The organism is Corynebacterium pilbarense, from assembly GCF_026930265.1.
In the GTDB taxonomy this organism is placed as follows: Bacteria; Actinomycetota; Actinomycetes; order Mycobacteriales; family Mycobacteriaceae; genus Corynebacterium; species Corynebacterium pilbarense.
In genome coordinates this window covers 29,284-46,483 of record NZ_JANRML010000011.1, presented here as the reverse complement: position 1 = coordinate 46,483, position 17,200 = coordinate 29,284, and the positions used below count along the sequence as shown (strand labels likewise).

15 protein-coding genes and 1 tRNA gene are annotated in these 17,200 nt (G+C 63.8%); 7 read left to right on the top strand and 9 right to left on the bottom strand.

Annotated elements, in window-relative coordinates:
* Window position 1: 1 nt before the first annotated feature.
* The 7 genes from NUW87_RS08670 to NUW87_RS08640 all read right to left on the bottom strand — a co-directional run bounded on the left by NUW87_RS08670 (window position 2) and on the right by NUW87_RS08640 (window position 4,545).
* Window positions 2-901, bottom strand: coding sequence for an ABC transporter substrate-binding protein (locus tag NUW87_RS08670; protein ID WP_239219154.1), 900 nt, complete (start codon window positions 899-901; stop codon window positions 2-4).
* A gap of 116 nt (window positions 902-1,017) precedes the next feature.
* Complete coding sequence (locus tag NUW87_RS08665) at window positions 1,018-1,656, bottom strand: hypothetical protein (RefSeq protein WP_269028077.1); 639 nt, start codon at window positions 1,654-1,656, stop codon at window positions 1,018-1,020.
* Between the two features lie 22 nt (window positions 1,657-1,678).
* A complete protein-coding gene (locus NUW87_RS08660) occupies window positions 1,679-2,848 on the bottom strand; it encodes an MFS transporter (protein WP_269028076.1) in 1,170 nt (389 codons plus the stop codon).
* A gap of 38 nt (window positions 2,849-2,886) precedes the next feature.
* Complete coding sequence (locus tag NUW87_RS08655; RefSeq protein ID WP_239219160.1) at window positions 2,887-3,342, bottom strand: MarR family winged helix-turn-helix transcriptional regulator; 456 nt, start codon at window positions 3,340-3,342, stop codon at window positions 2,887-2,889.
* Between the two features lie 82 nt (window positions 3,343-3,424).
* A complete protein-coding gene (locus tag NUW87_RS08650; protein ID WP_269028075.1) occupies window positions 3,425-3,928 on the bottom strand; it encodes an SRPBCC family protein in 504 nt (167 codons plus the stop codon).
* Window positions 3,928-4,137 carry a helix-turn-helix transcriptional regulator gene (locus NUW87_RS08645; RefSeq protein ID WP_269028074.1) on the bottom strand — a complete coding sequence of 70 codons (210 nt, stop codon included), beginning with the start codon at window positions 4,135-4,137 and terminating at the stop codon, window positions 3,928-3,930. Before NUW87_RS08645 ends, NUW87_RS08650 begins: the two co-directional genes overlap by 1 nt.
* Window positions 4,138-4,471: 334 nt before the next feature.
* A tRNA-Leu gene (locus NUW87_RS08640) sits at window positions 4,472-4,545 on the bottom strand.
* Between the two features lie 152 nt (window positions 4,546-4,697).
* Between NUW87_RS08640 and polA the strand changes: the two genes are divergently transcribed.
* Window positions 4,698-7,301, top strand: coding sequence for a DNA polymerase I (gene polA / locus NUW87_RS08635; protein ID WP_377734839.1), 2,604 nt, complete (start codon window positions 4,698-4,700; stop codon window positions 7,299-7,301).
* A 414-nt stretch (window positions 7,302-7,715) separates the two neighbouring features.
* Here polA and NUW87_RS08630 read toward each other — a convergent pair whose 3' ends face one another.
* Window positions 7,716-8,948: a YkvI family membrane protein gene (locus NUW87_RS08630; RefSeq protein ID WP_239219174.1), complete on the bottom strand. Its 1,233-nt coding sequence runs from the start codon at window positions 8,946-8,948 to the stop codon at window positions 7,716-7,718.
* Window positions 8,949-9,254: 306 nt separating this feature from the next.
* On the opposite strand from NUW87_RS08630, the gene rpsA reads away from it, so the two are divergent.
* The 6 genes from rpsA (at window position 9,255) to NUW87_RS08600 (ending at window position 14,979) form a co-directional block, all read left to right on the top strand.
* Window positions 9,255-10,718: a 30S ribosomal protein S1 gene (gene rpsA / locus NUW87_RS08625; protein WP_034999903.1), complete on the top strand. Its 1,464-nt coding sequence runs from the start codon at window positions 9,255-9,257 to the stop codon at window positions 10,716-10,718.
* Between the two features lie 104 nt (window positions 10,719-10,822).
* Window positions 10,823-11,416, top strand: a complete 594-nt coding sequence (coaE, locus tag NUW87_RS08620; protein WP_269028072.1) for a dephospho-CoA kinase — start codon at window positions 10,823-10,825, stop codon at window positions 11,414-11,416.
* Between the two features lie 69 nt (window positions 11,417-11,485).
* The gene (locus NUW87_RS08615; RefSeq protein ID WP_269028071.1) at window positions 11,486-11,836 is read left to right on the top strand and encodes a DUF4259 domain-containing protein; all 351 of its coding nucleotides are present in this window, start codon (window positions 11,486-11,488) and stop codon (window positions 11,834-11,836) included.
* 66 nt (window positions 11,837-11,902) lie between these two features.
* The gene (gene uvrB, locus NUW87_RS08610) at window positions 11,903-14,002 is read left to right on the top strand and encodes an excinuclease ABC subunit UvrB (RefSeq protein WP_269028070.1); all 2,100 of its coding nucleotides are present in this window, start codon (window positions 11,903-11,905) and stop codon (window positions 14,000-14,002) included.
* Window positions 14,003-14,017: 15 nt separating this feature from the next.
* Complete coding sequence (locus NUW87_RS08605; protein WP_239219181.1) at window positions 14,018-14,476, top strand: universal stress protein; 459 nt, start codon at window positions 14,018-14,020, stop codon at window positions 14,474-14,476.
* Between the two features lie 59 nt (window positions 14,477-14,535).
* Window positions 14,536-14,979 (top strand): universal stress protein, encoded by a 444-nt coding sequence (locus NUW87_RS08600; RefSeq protein ID WP_181888349.1) that lies wholly within the window; start codon window positions 14,536-14,538, stop codon window positions 14,977-14,979.
* A gap of 3 nt (window positions 14,980-14,982) precedes the next feature.
* Here NUW87_RS08600 and NUW87_RS08595 read toward each other — a convergent pair whose 3' ends face one another.
* Window positions 14,983-17,136 carry a HelD family protein gene (locus tag NUW87_RS08595; RefSeq protein ID WP_269028069.1) on the bottom strand — a complete coding sequence of 718 codons (2,154 nt, stop codon included), beginning with the start codon at window positions 17,134-17,136 and terminating at the stop codon, window positions 14,983-14,985.
* Window positions 17,137-17,200 lie beyond the last annotated feature (64 nt).

Here is a 17,200-nt window from a genome sequence, read left to right as displayed (position 1 = left end):
CTCACTGTCCTCCCAGAGGTTGTTCATTTTTCAGGGCCTGGTCCAAAAGGCCGGTTTCGATGTTCCACTGCTCGAGAATCCGCTCGTAGTCGCCAGTGTCGATGAGGTGCTGCATCGCCGCCGTCATCGCGTCGGCAAGGGGCGAGCCTTTTGGCACCGCGAAGCCATAGGGGGCTGCGTCGAACATCTCGCCGATCATCTCCATCTCGCCGTTGGAGCGCTCCACGGCCCAGGCGGTGACGGGGGAGTCAGCGCTGTACGCGTCTGCGCGGCCCACCAGTGTGGCGAGTGCGGCGTTGTCGGCGGTGTCGAAGGCCAGCACCGTGATTGGGTCCTTGCCGGCGGCCTCGCAGGCCTCGGACTTCGGGCGCACGTCGTCGGTGTCGGAGACGGTGGTGCGCTGCACCGACACCGTCAGCCCGCAGGCGTTGTCCGGGTCCACGTCAGCACCAGGCTGGGCGGCCCACTGCACGCCGGCGTAGAGGAAGTTGACAAAGTCGAAGGACTGGCGGCGTTCCTCGTTGTCCGTGAAACCGGACGCGCCAACGTCAAGGCTGCCCGCGGACACGGCGGGCAAGATCATGGCGAAATCCATGTCGTCGGCCTGGAAATCCATGCCCATCACGCCCGCGGCGGCGCGCGCGAGGTCTAGTTCCACGCCGATGAGCTCGCCTTGCGAGTCCTTGAACTGGAAGGGGGCGAACGGCGGGTTCGTGCCCACGTTGAGCACGCCGTCAGCGGCGACCTCTGGCGGCACCATGGCCGCAATTTCGGGCACAGCGTCCGGGACGATGGGTTCCCAGCCGTCGGGGGTGCCGCCCTCCTCGTTGGTCACGCAACCCGCGAGCAGCGTTGTCGCGCCCAGGCACGCGGCAACGCGTAGGAAGGTGGTGTGTTGCATACCGGCTCCAATATACGATGAATATTTACAATCCATCGTATATTACACCCGGGTGCAAATGCGTATCGACGGCCCCGGGGTCACCCCTGGGGCCGTCGATAAGCAAAAGTTTTTGGCTAGGGCTGCGCCATGCGAACGCCGCGCATGACCAGCTCAATCAGCGAGCCGATGACCAGCATGCCCAGAAAAACAGGGATGAGCACCGAAGTTGCCTGGCTGGAACCTGCGGAGGACTGTGCGAAATCGCCGGTGAAGAAACCGGAAGACATCATCGCCGAGCCCTGAGCCTCCTGCTTCCACAGCTCGACCGGGTTAGCGGTGTCCGGGACAGAGGAGTTGCGCGCCCACGCCTGGACGAAGTCTTTGCCGTCGCCTTCCTCCATGTCGTCGGTCCACTCCAGGAACATATCCGAGGATGAGACCTCCTTGAGCGGGTTCTTCTCCGGATCGATGTAAAGCGGATCGTTTTTTGGATCCGGATTCAGCCCCTCGAGCCCAGGCGACGGATCGCCCGGCTTCCGCGGGCCTTTGTTCTTCTTATTGTCAGTCTTGCTGGAGGAGCTTTCCTCGCTGCTCGAGGAGTTTCCCTCGGCCGAAAGCTTTTCAAACGCGTCCGCGGTCTTGCGGAAAACCTCGGCGTCTTCGGTGTTGATGCCGGTGCCTTCCGGCTTGGTCTCCGAGGTAGCGGATGGCGCGTTCAGGCCTGCAAGGACGAGTGCTCCGGCGGTCACGCCGGCGATGAGAGACTTGCGCATGGGGCGTATCTTAACCAATCCGTTAGAGAATGCGATGCAGAGTCTTGCGGCCTGCAAAGAGGACGAGCAGGGACACCACGAGAGAACCTGCGCCGAACCAGTACGGCACGCCAGCGCCCAGCGACGCAGCCAGAGGGCCGGATACAGCTGGCGCCACCGCGCCGCCGAGGAAGCGCATACCCGAATAGCTGGACGACGCCACGTTTCGCGGCATCTCCGTGGCCTCCATGACAGCTTCAGTCAGTACCGTGTTGAACACGCCGCTGAAGAAACCCGCGAGGATGACCAGGACCACCACGACACCCAGCCGGTGAGCGCCGAAGCCGAGGCCTGCTAGTACTGCACTGAAGCCGAGGAGCACGGTGACCACCACGGGAATCAGGCCGAAGGCGCGGGTCAGGCGAGGCGCGATGAACACCGAAGACACGGCCAGCGCCAGGCCCCAGCCGAAGAAGACGTAGCCCAGCTCAGTCGCGCCGAAGTTTCGCCCGCTCAGCGCGGCAGCTTCCTCGATGGGGTAGGGCGAGTAGGCGAGCAGAGTGAAAAACCCGAAGTTGTAGAAAAACGCCACCAAGCCGAGCGTGAGCAGAGCCGGATCCTTGGCTGCGGCGAGCCCCGCCGTCAGCGCGACGGGCTCCGGTTTGCGCCCCGCCTTGGCCAGCAGCGTCGCAATCGCTACAAAGCCGGCCGCCATGAGCACTGCCGTGCCGTAGAAGGGGGCGCGCCAGCTGATCTCGCCCAGCACGCCGCCGACGAGGGGGCCGATGGCCATACCGACGCCGATCGCGGCCTCGTACAGGATCACCGCCTGGCCCGCGTGCCCGGCCGCCGCGCCGACGATGGCGGCCAGCGCCGTCGAGATAAACAGTGCGTTTCCTAGGCCCCAGCCGGCGCGGAAGCCGATGATCGCGTCGACGGAGCCTGCGGCGCCAGATAGGGCAGAGAAGGCGACGATCAGTGCCAAACCGATCAAGAGCGTGGTCTTGACGCCGATACGCGATGAGATGAACGCGCTGAAGAACATCGCCAGCGCCGTGATCAGCAGGTAGCTGGTAAACAGCAGCATCGTTTGCGTTGGGGAGGCATCCAGTTCGCGGCTGATGGCGGGCAGGATCGGATCCACCAGTCCGATGCCCATGAACGAGACGGCGCAGGCGAAGGCCAGGGCCCATACCGCTACCGGCTGTTTCAAAATGGAATGGGATGCGGATCTTTCGTGCGGCGTGTCTGTCACGCGCGTCCTCCTTCTCGTTGTCTCAATTCTGCTGTCAGCTCCGGCAGGAGCTCCGCCGCGCGCTTGAGCGTCGCGACGTCCTCCGGCTTCAACGGCTCGAACACAGGGGCCACCGCCTCGGCTGCTGCTGCCCTGTAGCTGCGTAGAACCTCGCGGCCGGCGTCGGTGATGGTCAGCGCTGTTGCGCGGGCATCGTCGTCGGCGGTGTGTCTGGCGGCGTAACCGTCGTCCACAAGCCGCTTCATGGCCTGGCTCATGGAGGGCTGGCGGATGCCTTCCCGTGCTGCAAGCTCTCCAATCCGGAGCCCCGGCTCGCGCTCGAGGGCCGCAAGCGCGCGCATGGACACGTTTGAAAGCTCCATGCCTGACGCCTGGTACGCGGCGCGTGTGAAATGGCTTCCGGCCGCGATGAGCTCAACAGCGAGCGCGGCGAGGTCCTCGTTGGAGTGCATAGGGGAACTATATAGGTTGCCTATGTATAGCAAAACCCCGCAGGCCAGAAACGGTCTGCGGGGTCGGCGAGAGGTGCGGGCGCTAGTCTTCGGCCTCCGCGGCGAAGCGTTTCAGGTCTCGCTGGCGACGCTTTTTGCTGATGCGCCCGAACATGGTTCCGGCCACCACTGCGCCCACGATGGCGCCGACGATGGCGCCGGTAGCGCCCGCGCTGTCGAAACCGCCGGAGGGGTCGAAGCCGCCAGTGACGATGACACCTACCAGCCAGACTGCGCACAATGCGAAGTAGGTGATGAGCACGCCACGGGGAGTATCGCGCAGGCGGATGACTGGTGAGGCGACGTAGTTGCGCATCCACTGAGAGCTCGCCGCACTGCTAATGAGCGGGATTAAAAGCACGATGACCGACCACAGTGCCTGACGACCAGGCAGTACCCACGCGAGGATCGCGCCGACCAGCGCCATGCCGATCAGTGAGGTGTAAAAGCCCACCGAGCTGGCCTTGTGGTACGTCGCGGCCTCGAATTCGTCGGTGGCAGTGCCGTCGACGTAGTTGACGATTGAGTCTCCGAAATTCCTGAACATCATTCCTCCTTGGTTTGGCCAAAGACTTCTTCAACTGACTTTTCAAACTGACGGCAGATGTCGAGCGCTAAGTAGACGGAAGGCGAGTAGTTGCCCCGCTCGATATTGGCGATGGTCTGCCGGGAAACGCCGACGCGGTCAGCGAGCTCCTGCTGCGACAACTCGTGCCAGCGTCGCCATCTACGAACCGTGTTGGTGTGGTCGCCCATGTGGCCTCCTTCCATTTGCAAAATGTAAAGGCGAGCGGGCAGAGTGTCAAGGGAACTTTACATCATGGTGAAGGAAATTGATGCTCGAGACGGTATGAATGGCCCGGTAGTCTCTGGCCACTGCCTACGCATTCCAGGCCGGCGAGCGCGGTTGGCCCAGCCGGGAGGTCGGCGAACCAGACCTCGCCGCAAAACAAGACCTCAAGCCTGTTCGCGACCTGGGGTTTTGCAGGTGCGCTCGGCTTGAGATCTGGTTTCAGCCTTCACCCCGGGGTACGCCGAAAAAGAAAAATCTCGAGACACCGTAGGAACGATGTCTCGAGACAACACAGCGTGCCCCAGGTGAGACTCGAACTCACACTGGACGGGTTTTGAATCCGTTGCCTCTGCCAATTGGGCTACTGGGGCGTCGGGCGAAAGTTTATCCCAGCGAACCCCCAGGGGTGAAATCCCAGGGTAAACGCCCCGGCCGGGCCATGTCGGGCAGCCCGCTAGACTGGCCAACCGTGAGCGATACACCCGAGAACACGAAGCGACTGCTGCTTATCGACGGCCACTCGATGGCCTTCCGCGCCTTCTACGCGCTGCCCGCGGAGAACTTCTCCACCTCGGGCGGCCAGCACACGAACGCGGTCTACGGGTTTCTATCCATGTTCGCCAACATCCTGGCGGACGAGAAGCCGACGCACGCCGCCGTCGCCTTCGACGTGGGCCGTAAGACGTTCCGCACGGAGCGTTTCCCGGAGTACAAGGCGCAGCGCGAGGCCGCGCCGCCGGAGTTCAAAGGCCAGGTGCCGATCATTGAGGATGTGCTGGGGGATCTCGGCATCACCACCTTGAGCAAGGAGAACTTCGAGGCGGACGACATCGTCGCCACGCTGGTGACCCAGGCCCGCGCCGAGGGCGACTTCGAGATCGTGCTTGTCAGCGGCGACCGCGACTACATCCAGCTTGTGGACGGCACAACGACCCTGATGTATCCCACCCGCGGCGTGTCCACCATGACCCGGTTTACGCCCGGGGAAGTGGAGAACAAGTACGGTCTGACGCCTGCGCAGTACCCGGACTTCGCGGCGCTGCGCGGGGATCCGTCAGACAACCTGCCCAGCGTGCCCAAAGTGGGGGAGAAGACCGCCACAAAGTGGATCACGCAGTACGGCAGCCTCGAAGGCCTCATCGAAAGCGCCGACGAGCTCAAGGGCGTGGCCGCGAACAACTTCCGTGAGCGCATCGACCAGGTGCGCCTCAACCGCGAGCTCACGCAGATGGTCACCGACGTCGAGCTGCCGGTCGCCCCGAACGATCTGGAGCTCAAGCCGGCGGACGTCACCCAAATCGCCTCCCGCTTCGACGACCTCGAGTTCGGTGTCAACCTCCGCGAGCGCGTCCTCGCCGCCGTGCCTACCGACGGCACCGCGCCCGAGACTGAGGCCGTCGAGCTTGAAGATGTCACTATCGACGACGAACCGTTGGACACCTGGCTCAGCAGCCGTCAGGACGACGGTCTTGCCGTCTACGTCTCCGGCAATGCCACGCCCGGACAGGGCGATGTGGTGGCCCTGGCGATCGTCGATAAGCAAAGGCACGGTGTGTCCAAGCTCGCCGCGGACTTGAGTGCGGCGGAGGACGCCGCGGTGAAGCAGTGGCTCGAGTCGGACGCGCCGAAGTACATGCACGAGGCGAAGGCCGCGTACCACATGCTGCGCGGCCGGGGCATCGAGCTCGCAGGCATTGCGCACGACACCGCGATTGCCGCCTACCTGCTGCGACCCGGACAGCGCACCTACGCACTGGAAGACATCTACCAGCGCCACCTGCAACGCCAGCTCAACGTCGGCTCCGACCAGATGAGCCTGCTCGGCGATACTGCGGACGTGGATGCGGCCGCTGCGATCCTGGAACTGTCCGCGGAGCTGACGAAGGAGCTGCGCGAGATCGACTCCTACGAGCTCTACGCGGACCTGGAGCTGCCGCTAGTCACCGTGCTTGCGGAAATGGAGCACACCGGCATCGCGGTGGATCTGGATGTGCTGGAAAACCAGCGCAAAGAGCTCACGTTGAAGGTGGAGCAGATTGAGCAGGAGGCGCGCCAGCTTGTGGACGAGCCTTCGCTGAACCTGTCTTCCCCGAAGCAGCTGTCGGCAGTGCTCTTTGACAAACTGGAGCTGCCGAAGACGAAGAAGACCAAGACCGGGTACTCGACCGCCGCAGGTGAGATCGAGGCGCTGGCGGAGAAGAACCCGCACCCGTTTTTGGACCACCTGCTGGCGCACCGCGAGCACCAGAAACTCAAGTCCACCATCGAGGGCTTGATTAAGACGGTGCAGCCGGATGAGCGCATCCACACCACGTTCAACCAGACGGTGGCGTCCACAGGCCGGCTCAGCTCCGCGGAGCCGAACCTGCAGAACATCCCGGTGCGCACCGAGGCGGGCCGCGCCATCCGATCCGCGTTTGTGGTGGGCGAGGGCTACGAGTGCCTGCTCACCGCGGACTACTCGCAGATTGAGATGCGCGTGATGGCGCACTTAAGCCAGGATGAGGGCCTGATTGAGGCCTACCGTGCAGGCGAGGACCTGCACAACTTCGTCGGCTCGCGCGTGTTCGACGTGCCCATCGACCAGGTCACCCCGGAGCTGCGCCGCCGCGTCAAAGCAATGTCCTACGGTCTGGTCTACGGCCTGTCGGCGTACGGGTTGTCTAACCAGTTGTCTATCTCCGCCGGCGAGGCGAAAGACATCATGGCCAGCTACTTCGAGCGCTTCGGCGGCGTGAAGCGCTACCTGGATGAGGTGGTGGAGCAGGCGCGTCGCGACGGCTACACGTCCACCGTGTTCGGCCGCCGCCGCTACCTGCCGGAACTGAACAGCGACAACCGGGTTGCGCGCGAGAACGCCGAGCGCGCCGCTCTGAACGCGCCTATCCAGGGCACGGCCGCCGACATCATCAAGGTGGCCATGCTGCGGGTGGACGCGGCGTTGGAAGGCAAAAAATCTCGCGTGCTGCTCCAGGTCCACGATGAGCTTGTTGTCGAGATCGCCCCGGGCGAGCTGGACGAGGTGCGCGGGATTGTGGAGCGCGAGATGGACGACGCTATCGAGCTGCTCGTTCCGCTGGAGGTCTCCGCTGGCACCGGCGCCAACTGGGACGCGGCCGCGCACTAAGCAAGTGGCTTAAGCAACGCCAAGGCGGGTAGGAACGATATCGATTCCTACCCGCCTCGCGCACGGCACCCCTCCCACGGCCGTGGTCCCCTCCGTGGAGCTTCCCCCTGCAGCTCCGAGTGCATATTCAGTTGTGAACCTCCCCTCGGGGGAAGGGGCCACCGGGGGCGGCCATGACCCGGCTGGGGCTTAGATTTCACCCCTGGCCAGGTCGTTCCCCGAAAGCCAAGCGCGACCTTACCGTTGGGTAAGGAAAGGCTCAACGGACCTACAGGATAAGCCCAGAATCGAACATTCCGTTAACTGGGTCACATGAATAATTGGACGGCTGGCCAGCATGAAAAAGCGCTCAGTTACGAGGAGTTTACTTCCGTGTAACTGAGCGTTTCGCCCCCGGTGTGTACCCCCGGTTTGCTAAAGCAGGTCGTTGAGTGAACGCCGCTCGTTGTCGTCTTCGGAGGACTCAACTTCCTCCTGGAGGGCGTCCTTGAACTCGTCGTCCTCCAAGTTCGATTCGGTGGCCAGTTTGTCCACTTCTTGGCCGTCCTCGGCTTCGACTGCGTCGGCGCGGCGCTCGCCCTCGTCCTTGAGCTCGTCGCGGTGCCGCAGGTAGGTCACCGTCATCACTGCCATGACGAAGAGGCCGAGGTAGCCCAAGATTGGGTACAGGCTGTTCACCAACGGCTGGAAGCCGGCGAAAGAGAGCCCAAACCCGACAACGCAGGCGATAGCGTAGGTGGGGTAGAAGCGCTCTGGGTTCTTGCGGGTCAGGCGCTTGGCCAGCGCGTAGAACATGCCAAGGCAGGTGTTGAAGACCATGAGGAAGATGACCCAGGTCATGATGAAACCGAGTACGGGGTTCACGTTTTCGATCACGGCGAGCAGTGGCATGTCGGTGCCGTTGACGGACTCCACCTGGATCAGCAGCGACGCCACGAGCAGCGCCAGCATGACCGCGTAGATCACGCCGCCGAGGATGCCGCCGAGGCGGCTGCTCTTCGTGTCGAACTCGTCGCCGGCCATCACCAGCGCCATTGACACGCCGCACAGTGCGTTCAGACCGGTGTGGTTGAGTGCTCCCAGCCACCAGTACGGGGTGCCGTCTGCGCGGGAGACCTCCTGCTGGGCGTAGCTGCCGACCTCACTCAAGCTCACGTCCACCTGCGTGAACGAGTAGATACTGCCAATCAGCACGAACACCACAAGTAGTGGGGTGGCCCAGCCGATTACTGAGGAGACCTTGTCCACGTCGAACCGGCCGACAATCAGCATGAGCGCAAGCATTGCCACAGCGCCCACCCAGATAGGCCACTCAAACGACTGTCGCAGGTTCGACCCGGCGCCGGCGAACATGACAAACCCGACGGAGAACATGCACGCCACCGCGGACCAGTCCATGATGAAGGCTGCGGGCTTCGAGGTGACGTTGTAGAAAACCTCGTTGTGCTCGCGCGCCAGGAAATATGAGCCGAAGGTCATGAACGCTGTCGCGGCGAACAGCATGGTGACACTGGCTAGAATCACGCCGTAGAACCCGTTGGTGCCGTAGGCGACGAAATACTGCAGCGCCTCCATACCGGAGGCGAAGCCGGCACCGACAACGATGCCGACGAATGATGCAGCGACTGCGAGGCTGCGTTTCCACATAAAAAACTGCTCCAATTGCGTTACTTATGGCAAGTATTGGTGTCTGTTAATGCTAGCGGTCGGAGCAAACCGGAGGGGCGTCGGAAAGCACCTGCGAATCATTTGCTCTAGCTGGGCAAAGTGTCTACACTCGTGCGGGCGTGTCTACGCGCGAGCGCGGTGCCCACCGTAATAGGAGGGTGAGGTGGCCGTTGCGGCGCGAGATCGGCGCACGCGAGCTTGCTGCTTCTAGCTGCAGGTTTACGTGGTCGAGAGAGACGCTCCTGTCCAATCACGATCTCCTATTTTTCGGAGCACATAGAACTTATGCGCACTTCCAACGCACCCCAGGTAGCCATCAACGACATCGGTGGCCCTGAGGAATTCCTCGCCGCAGTCGACGAGACCATCAAGTACTTCAACGATGGCGACATCGTCACCGGCACCGTGGTCAAGGTCGACCACGACGAGGTCCTGCTCGACATCGGCTACAAGACCGAGGGCATCATCCTCACCCGCGAGCTGTCCATCAAGCACGACGTCGACCCGGAAGACGTGGTCGAGGTCGGCGATGAGATCGACGCACTTGTCCTGACCAAGGAGGACAAGGAAGGCCGCCTGATGCTGTCCAAGAAGCGCGCTCAGTACGAGCGTGCTTGGGGCACCATCGAGGAGCTGCAGGCCAACGACCAGCCGGTTACCGGTACCGTCATCGAGGTCGTCAAGGGCGGCCTCATCCTCGACATCGGCCTGCGCGGCTTCCTGCCGGCATCGCTGGTGGAGATGCGTCGCGTCCGCGACCTGGATCCGTACATCGGCCAGGAGCTCGAGGCGAAGATCATCGAGCTGGACAAGCACCGCAACAACGTGGTCCTGTCCCGCCGCGCTTACCTGGAGGAGACCCAGTCCGCGGTCCGTTCCGACTTCCTGCACCAGCTGCAGAAGGGCCAGGTCCGCAAGGGCGTCGTGTCCTCCATCGTCAACTTCGGTGCGTTCGTCGATCTCGGCGGCGTCGACGGCCTGGTGCACGTCTCTGAGCTGTCCTGGAAGCACATCGACCACCCGTCCGAGGTTGTCGCCGTGGGCGACGAGGTCACCGTCGAGGTGCTCGACGTCGATCTCGACCGCGAGCGTGTTTCCCTGTCGCTGAAGGCGACCCAGGAGGATCCGTGGCGCGTCTTCGCCCGCACCCACGCTGTGGGCCAGATCGTCCCGGGCAAGGTCACCAAGCTCGTCCCGTTCGGCGCGTTCGTCCGCGTCGAGGAGGGCATCGAGGGCCTTGTCCACATCTCCGAGCTGGCTCAGCGCCACGTGGAGGTCCCGGACCAGGTTGTCAACGTCGGCGAAGAGGTCATGGTCAAGGTCATCGACATCGACCTGGACCGTCGCCGCATCTCCCTGTCCCTCAAGCAGGCTGACGAGGACTACGTCGAAGAGTTCGATCCGTCCCGCTACGGCATGGCCGACTCCTACGACGAGCAGGGCAACTACATCTTCCCGGAGGGCTTCGACCCGGAGACCAACGAGTGGATGGAAGGCTACGACGAGGCTCGCCAGGCATGGGAGGCACGCTACGCCGAGGCAGAGCGTCGCCACCAGGCCCACACCGCTCAGATCGAGCGTCACCGCGCCGCTGCCGCCGAGGCCGCGGAGCAGGAGGGCGAGCAGGCCAACTACTCCTCCGAGTCTGCAGCTGCAGCTCCGGCAGCTGACCAGGCTGAGGAGAACATCGGCTCCCTCGCCTCCGACGAGCAGCTCGCGGCTCTGCGCGACAAGCTCGCCGGCAACTAAGCACTCGCAGGCTCGTGCTTAGGAGAAACTCTTAAGCATCTCGCTTAGCGACGAACGCCCCGTGCACCACCAAGGTGCGCGGGGCGTTTTGCTATCTTCGAGCCATGAAGAAAGTGGGCCTGACAGGCGGCATCGGCAGCGGAAAATCCACAGTGGCGAGAATGCTTGGCGACGCTGGCTTCGCTGTGGTCGACGCTGACCAAATCGCACGCGACATCATGGAACCCGGCTCACCAGTGCTGGGCGAGGTTGCGGCAGAGTTCGGCGCGGACCTCATCGGCGCCGACGGTGCGCTCAACCGGGGGGAGCTCGCGCGGCGCGCGTTTGCCACGACGGAGGACACCAAGCGCCTCAACGCGATCACGCATCCCGCTATCCGGGCCGAGTCCGAGCGTCGCTTCGCTGCCGCCGAAGAAGCGGGGGAGCAGGCCGTCATCTACGACATGCCACTGCTCGTGGACCTTGGGCTGAATCAGGACATGGACCTCACCGTTGTCGTGGATGTGGACAAGGACGAGAGGATCCGGAGGCTCGTCGCAAAGCGGGGGCTCGATGAGGCCGACGCGAGGGCCCGAATGGCGCAACAGATCGACGATGAGGCGCGGCTGGCGGCCGCAGACGTCGTGATCGACAACAACGGCCCGCTCGACGCACTCGACGTGCAGGTGGCTGCGCTGGTGGAGAAAATCAAAGGTTAGTGAACTGTACCGGCGAAATTTACCGGTGTGACACGTTTCATTTACCTTGCTGCTTTAACTTGCGGGGGCATGGGAACGTGGAACACAGGGCCGTTCGACAACGACTCTGCAAATGATGCCGTGACAGCGCTGGTCAACGGCACTTTCTGCATGGCCCAGTTCCGCTTCCAATGCGGTTTGGGCTCCCTGGGCACGGACGAGGCAGAATCCGTGATCGCACTCGCCGCCCTCATCAACGGCCACCTGCCGGAGGGGCTCGAGGGCACGATCGACTATCCGTTTACCTTGGATGACAAGCAGTGGATCCGCCGCCGTGCGCAAGCGGTGCTACGGCCCGGTGGATCCGCGTTGTACTCCATGTGGGAGGAAGCCGGCGAGCTGCAGGAGTGGCTGGAGAGCTCCCGCAAGTACGCCGCCTAGTCTGGAAGCCATTGCCTATCGACGAGCAATGCCTCACCCGACGCACTTGGCGATACACTGACCGCTATGGCTTTTGCTGCTGAACATCCCGTCCTCGCGCAGTCAGAGTTCCGCCCCGTGGGGGAGATTGAGCGGCGCGAAAAACCCTTCGAGGTCGTCTCCGAGTTCGAACCCTCCGGCGACCAGCCAACGGCGATTGCACAGCTGGATGAACGACTCAACCGCGGCGAGCGCGACGTCGTGCTCATGGGTGCGACCGGTACCGGTAAGTCAGCCACCGCCGCGTGGCTCATTGAGAAGCAGCAGCGACCCACGCTGGTCATGGCGCCGAACAAGACGCTGGCGGCGCAGCTGGCAAACGAGCTGCGCCAGCTGCTACCGAACAACGCGGTGGAGTACTTCGTGTCGTACTACGACTACTACCAACCAGAGGCCTACATTGCGCAGACAGACACCTACATCGAGAAGGATTCGTCCATCAATGACGACGTGGAGCGCCTGCGCCACTCCGCCACTTCCGCGCTGCTGAGCCGGCGCGACGTGGTTGTGGTCTCCTCGGTGTCCTGCATCTACGGCCTCGGCACGCCGCAGTCCTACCTGGACCGCTCCATTGTGCTGCGCGTGGGCGAGGAGGTGGAGCGCGACCGCTTCCTGCGCCTGCTAGTGGACGTGCAGTACGAGCGCAACGACATCGACTTCAAGCGCGGCACCTTCCGCGTCAAGGGCGACACCGTGGACATCATCCCGGCCTACGAAGAGGTGGCGGTGCGCGTGGAGTTCTTCGGTGACGAGGTGGACTCGCTGTACTACATCCACCCGCTCACCGGCGATGTGATCAGCCAGGAAGATGAAGTGCGCATCTTCCCGGCCACCCACTACGTGGCCACGGACGAGCGCATGGAAAAGGCTATCGAGGCTATTAAGGAGGAGCTCGCGGACAGGCTCGAGGAGCTGGAGAACAAGGGCAAGCTGCTTGAGGCGCAGCGCCTGCGCATGCGCACCGAGTACGACCTGGAGATGATCCAGCAGGTCGGGTTCTGCTCCGGCATCGAGAACTACTCGCGGCACATGGACGGCCGCCCGGCGGGCTCCGCGCCGGCGACGTTGATCGACTACTTCCCGGAGGACTTCCTCACCATCATCGACGAGTCCCACGTCACCGTGCCGCAAATCGGCGGCATGTTTGAGGGCGACATGTCGCGAAAGCGCAACCTTGTGGAATTCGGTTTCCGCCTGCCGTCCGCGGTGGACAACCGCCCACTGACGTTCGACGAGTTCGAAGCCCGCGTGGGGCAGACCGTGTACATGTCCGCCACCCCCGGCGACTACGAGCTCGAGGCCGCCCAGGGCGAGTTTGTGGAGCAGGTGATTCGCCCGACCGGCCTGGTGGACCCGAAGGTCACCGTCAAACCCACGAAGGGCCAGATCGACGACTTGATCGACGAGATCCGCACCCGCACCGCCAAGGACGAACGCGTCCTTGTGACCACGCTGACCAAACGCATGGCCGAGGACCTCACGGATTACCTGCTGGACAACGGCGTCAAGGTGCGTTACCTGCACTCCGATATTGACACCCTGCAGCGCGTGGAGCTGCTGCGCCAGCTGCGCCTGGGCGAGTACGACGTGCTCGTGGGCATCAACCTGCTGCGCGAGGGACTGGACCTGCCGGAAGTCTCCCTCGTTGCGATCCTGGACGCGGACAAGGAGGGCTTCTTGCGCTCGACCAAGTCGCTGATCCAGACCATCGGCCGCGCGGCACGAAACGTCTCCGGCGAGGTGATCATGTACGCCGACCAGGTCACCGAATCCATGCAAGAGGCCATCGACGAAACCGAGCGCCGCCGCGAGAAGCAGATCGCCTACAACGAAAAACACGGCATTGACCCGCAGCCGCTGCGCAAGGCGATCGCGGACATTTTGGACCAGGTGTACGACAACGCGGACGCGGATGCGTCGGCAAGCTTGAGCTCCGATACGGCCGTTGCGGAGCGCGCGGACGTGTCCAACATGGCCTCCGACGAGGTGCAAAAGCTTATCGACGACCTGACGGTCCAAATGCGCGACGCCGCCGGCGAACTCAAATTTGAGCTTGCCGGAAGACTTAGGGATGAGATTGCGGATCTCAAACGAGAGCTGCGTGGTATTAAAGACACAGGCAATTAGCGAAAGGAACCTGCTTTGCACACCTACAAGTCGATCGCTGTCGGCACCGACGGCTCCGCCACCTCCATGGTCGCCGTGCGCGCCGCAGCCAGCCTCGCCCGCGTTTACGGCGCTGAGCTGACCATCATCTGCGCCCACTACACCGCGTCCGGCTCGATGCTGAACTCCACCAACGCGGAATTGTCCCGCGTGGACATCGTCACCGCCACCAACGCGCGCGAAATTCTGCGCAAGGCGGACGAGATCGCCAAGGAGGAGCAGGCCGAAAAAATCAACCTTGTGTCCAAGGGAGGACAGCCCGCAAACGTACTGGTTGAGGCCGTCGGCGAGTACGGCGTCGACCTGCTCGTGGTGGGCAACAAGGGCATGCGCTCGATGGCCGGCCGCATCTTCGGCAACATCCCCGGCAACGTGGCCAAGAAGGCCCCAGTAGATGTCATGCTCGTGGATACCCGGGCAGAGGGACACGACTAAACCCTCAAGGGGTACACTAACCACGCTAACCGCGTCGCATTTTTGAAAGGTGATTTCACATGGCCGATAACTACAAGACCATCGTCGTCGGCTCCGACGGTTCCAAGTCCTCTCTGCTGGCCGTTGAGCGCGCCGCGAAGATTGCCGCAGCGTTCGGTTCCACCCTCGTCATCGGTACCGCCTACTACGAGAACGAAGAAGAGGCCGCGAAGACGCTGCGCCAGGATTCCGTGACCATTCTGGGCGACCAGAAGGCGCTGGAGAACCTCGAGGGCGCAGCTGAACACGCCCGCGCAGCAGGTGCGCCAGACGTGCAGACCGCAACCCGCCCGGGCACCCCGGTGCAGGCCCTGATGGCCATCGTCAACGACAACAAGGCTGACCTGCTCGTGGTGGGCAACCGCGGCATCAACTCCCTGACCGGCCGCCTGCTGGGCTCCGTGCCGGCGGACGTCGCGCGTCAGTCCGACTGCGACGTCATGATCGTTCACACGGTGAACTAGCAGTTATTCGCCGACCACTGTCAGCGTCTGCGTGGCGCGGGTGACGGCGACGTAGAGGTCTTGCCACCCTTGTGGCGAGGCCTCTTTAATTTTGCTCGGATCCACCACCACGACGTTGTCGAACTCCAGGCCCTTCATCTCGCCGACGTTGTCCGCATCAATGACAGCGGTCAAGCCGTCGCGCTTTACGACGTCCTCCGGTCTGCGCACAAACTGCACCGGCACACCGGACTCGCGGATCGCCTCCGGGACGGCGGCGTCCGGGTCGATCTCGGCCAACAGCTCGGCGGCGTAGTCCGCGATCTCTTTCGGCGTGCGGTAGTTCACCGTGAGCTCGTGGAGGCGGAAGCGCTGGCCCACGAAGGGCGCCAGCGCGTTCGTCCAATCGTCCACGCCGGCGGGGGAGGACGTCTGGGCAGTATCTCCCACGAGCGTCATCCACCGTGACGGGCAGCGGCGGAACACCATGCGCCACTCCATTGGCGATAACTCCTGCGCCTCGTCGACGATGACGTGCCCGTATGCCCACGTCTGATCCGCCCGTGCGCGCTGTGCGGTTGAGCGGGTGTCAGTCTCGCGCTGGCGGCTGGCGAGTGTCTCCGCGTCGATGACATCTGCGGCGGAGAGGATCTCGGCCTCGAACTGGTCGTCGTCGTTGTCCGTGGATTCGGACGAGGACAGCACGTCGAGCGCGCCCTCAGCCTCGGCGACGAGCTCGCGCCATTCCTCTTCTTCCTTCCGGCGCTGCTCTTCGGGGTCGACGGTGCCGATGAGCACGGCCAGCTCGTCCACAAGCGCGGTGTCCGCGCGGGTAAACGGGGAGCCCGGCGCACGGTACAAGGCGTCGCGGGTGTAGTCGTCGTAGTCGTGCGCTACCTCATCGATGGCGTCCTTGTCGGTCAGCAGCGCGCCTAGCACCTCGACGGGGTCCAGCTCCGGGAAGTGCGTGTCGATGAGTTGCTCTACCTGGGGGTCGTCCGCGAGGTCGTCGTGAAGCTGGTCCACATCCGCGTCCGAGAGCAGGTTCGCACCGCCGAGCGGGTCCTCGCCGATGCGCTTCGCAAACGCCTCCGCGAGTAGTTGCGTTAAGCGCTCCGCGAAGTAGGCGCGCGCCTGGTTATGCGGGCGGCGGGAGCGCCGCGCCCTCGTGCGGGCGGCCTTGATCATCTGCGGGGTGGCGTTCACCGGCACCGAGTCGAAGGTGAGGCGCACCGGCTCGTCCGGCACCGTCTCGTAGGCCTGTACCGCGCGCTTCAGGATGGTCACCATCTCCTCGGAGCCCTTCACCTCACGCGCGGCGATGGAGTCCTCGCCGGTGGGGGCAAAACCCGGCACGAGCTGGTCGGCGGTCGCCAGCACCACGCCCGTCTCGCCGAGCTCCGGCAGCACGCGGGAGATGTATTCGAGAAAAGTCGGGTTCGGGCCGACCACCAGGACACCAGTGCGGGTGAGCTGCTCGCGCCATGTGTAGAGCAAATACGCGATCCGGTGCAGCGCCACCGCCGTCTTTCCGGTGCCCGGTCCGCCCTGGACCACCATGACGCCGCGGGTGGTGTCGCGGATGATCTCGTCCTGCTCGCGCTGGATGGTTTCCACGATGGAGCGCATGTGGCCGGTGCGGGCCTCGTTCATCGCGCGGCGCAGTGCCGCCTCGGAGCCGACGCCGGCGTCGGAGGTTTCCGCGCCGTCGCCGGAGAGCACTTCGTCGTCAACCGCGGTGACAGTGCGCCCCCGCATGCGGATGTTGCGGCGCGTTTCCACGCCCTCCGGGTGCGCGGTGGTCGCCAGGTAGAACGGGCGGGCGAGGGGAGCGCGCCAGTCCAACAGGAGGGTGCGGTAGTTGTCCTCCCTGTCGTCGATGCCCATGCGCCCGATGTAGCGCCGCTCCAGGTCCGGCCGGCCCGGCACCGGGTTTTCCGGGTCGTCGTCGGCGACGTCGATACGGCCGAAGACTAAGCCGGTCTCGGCCACGTTAAGCGCATCCAGCTTCGCGTTGAGCCCGTGGTACTCCGTTTCGCGGCGCACCAGCGCGTCCGAATCCGGGTTGTCCGGGTCCACGTCGCGCTGCACTTCTTCAAGGCGCGCTTGAGCTCGCGCCACCTCGCTATCCAGGTGCGCGAAAAGCTGATCCACGTACGTCTGTTCTGTTTCCTGCATCCTCACAACAAACGGCCCCGGGACTGGGAATATTCCCAGCCTCAGGGCCGCCAAGTAGTTGAAG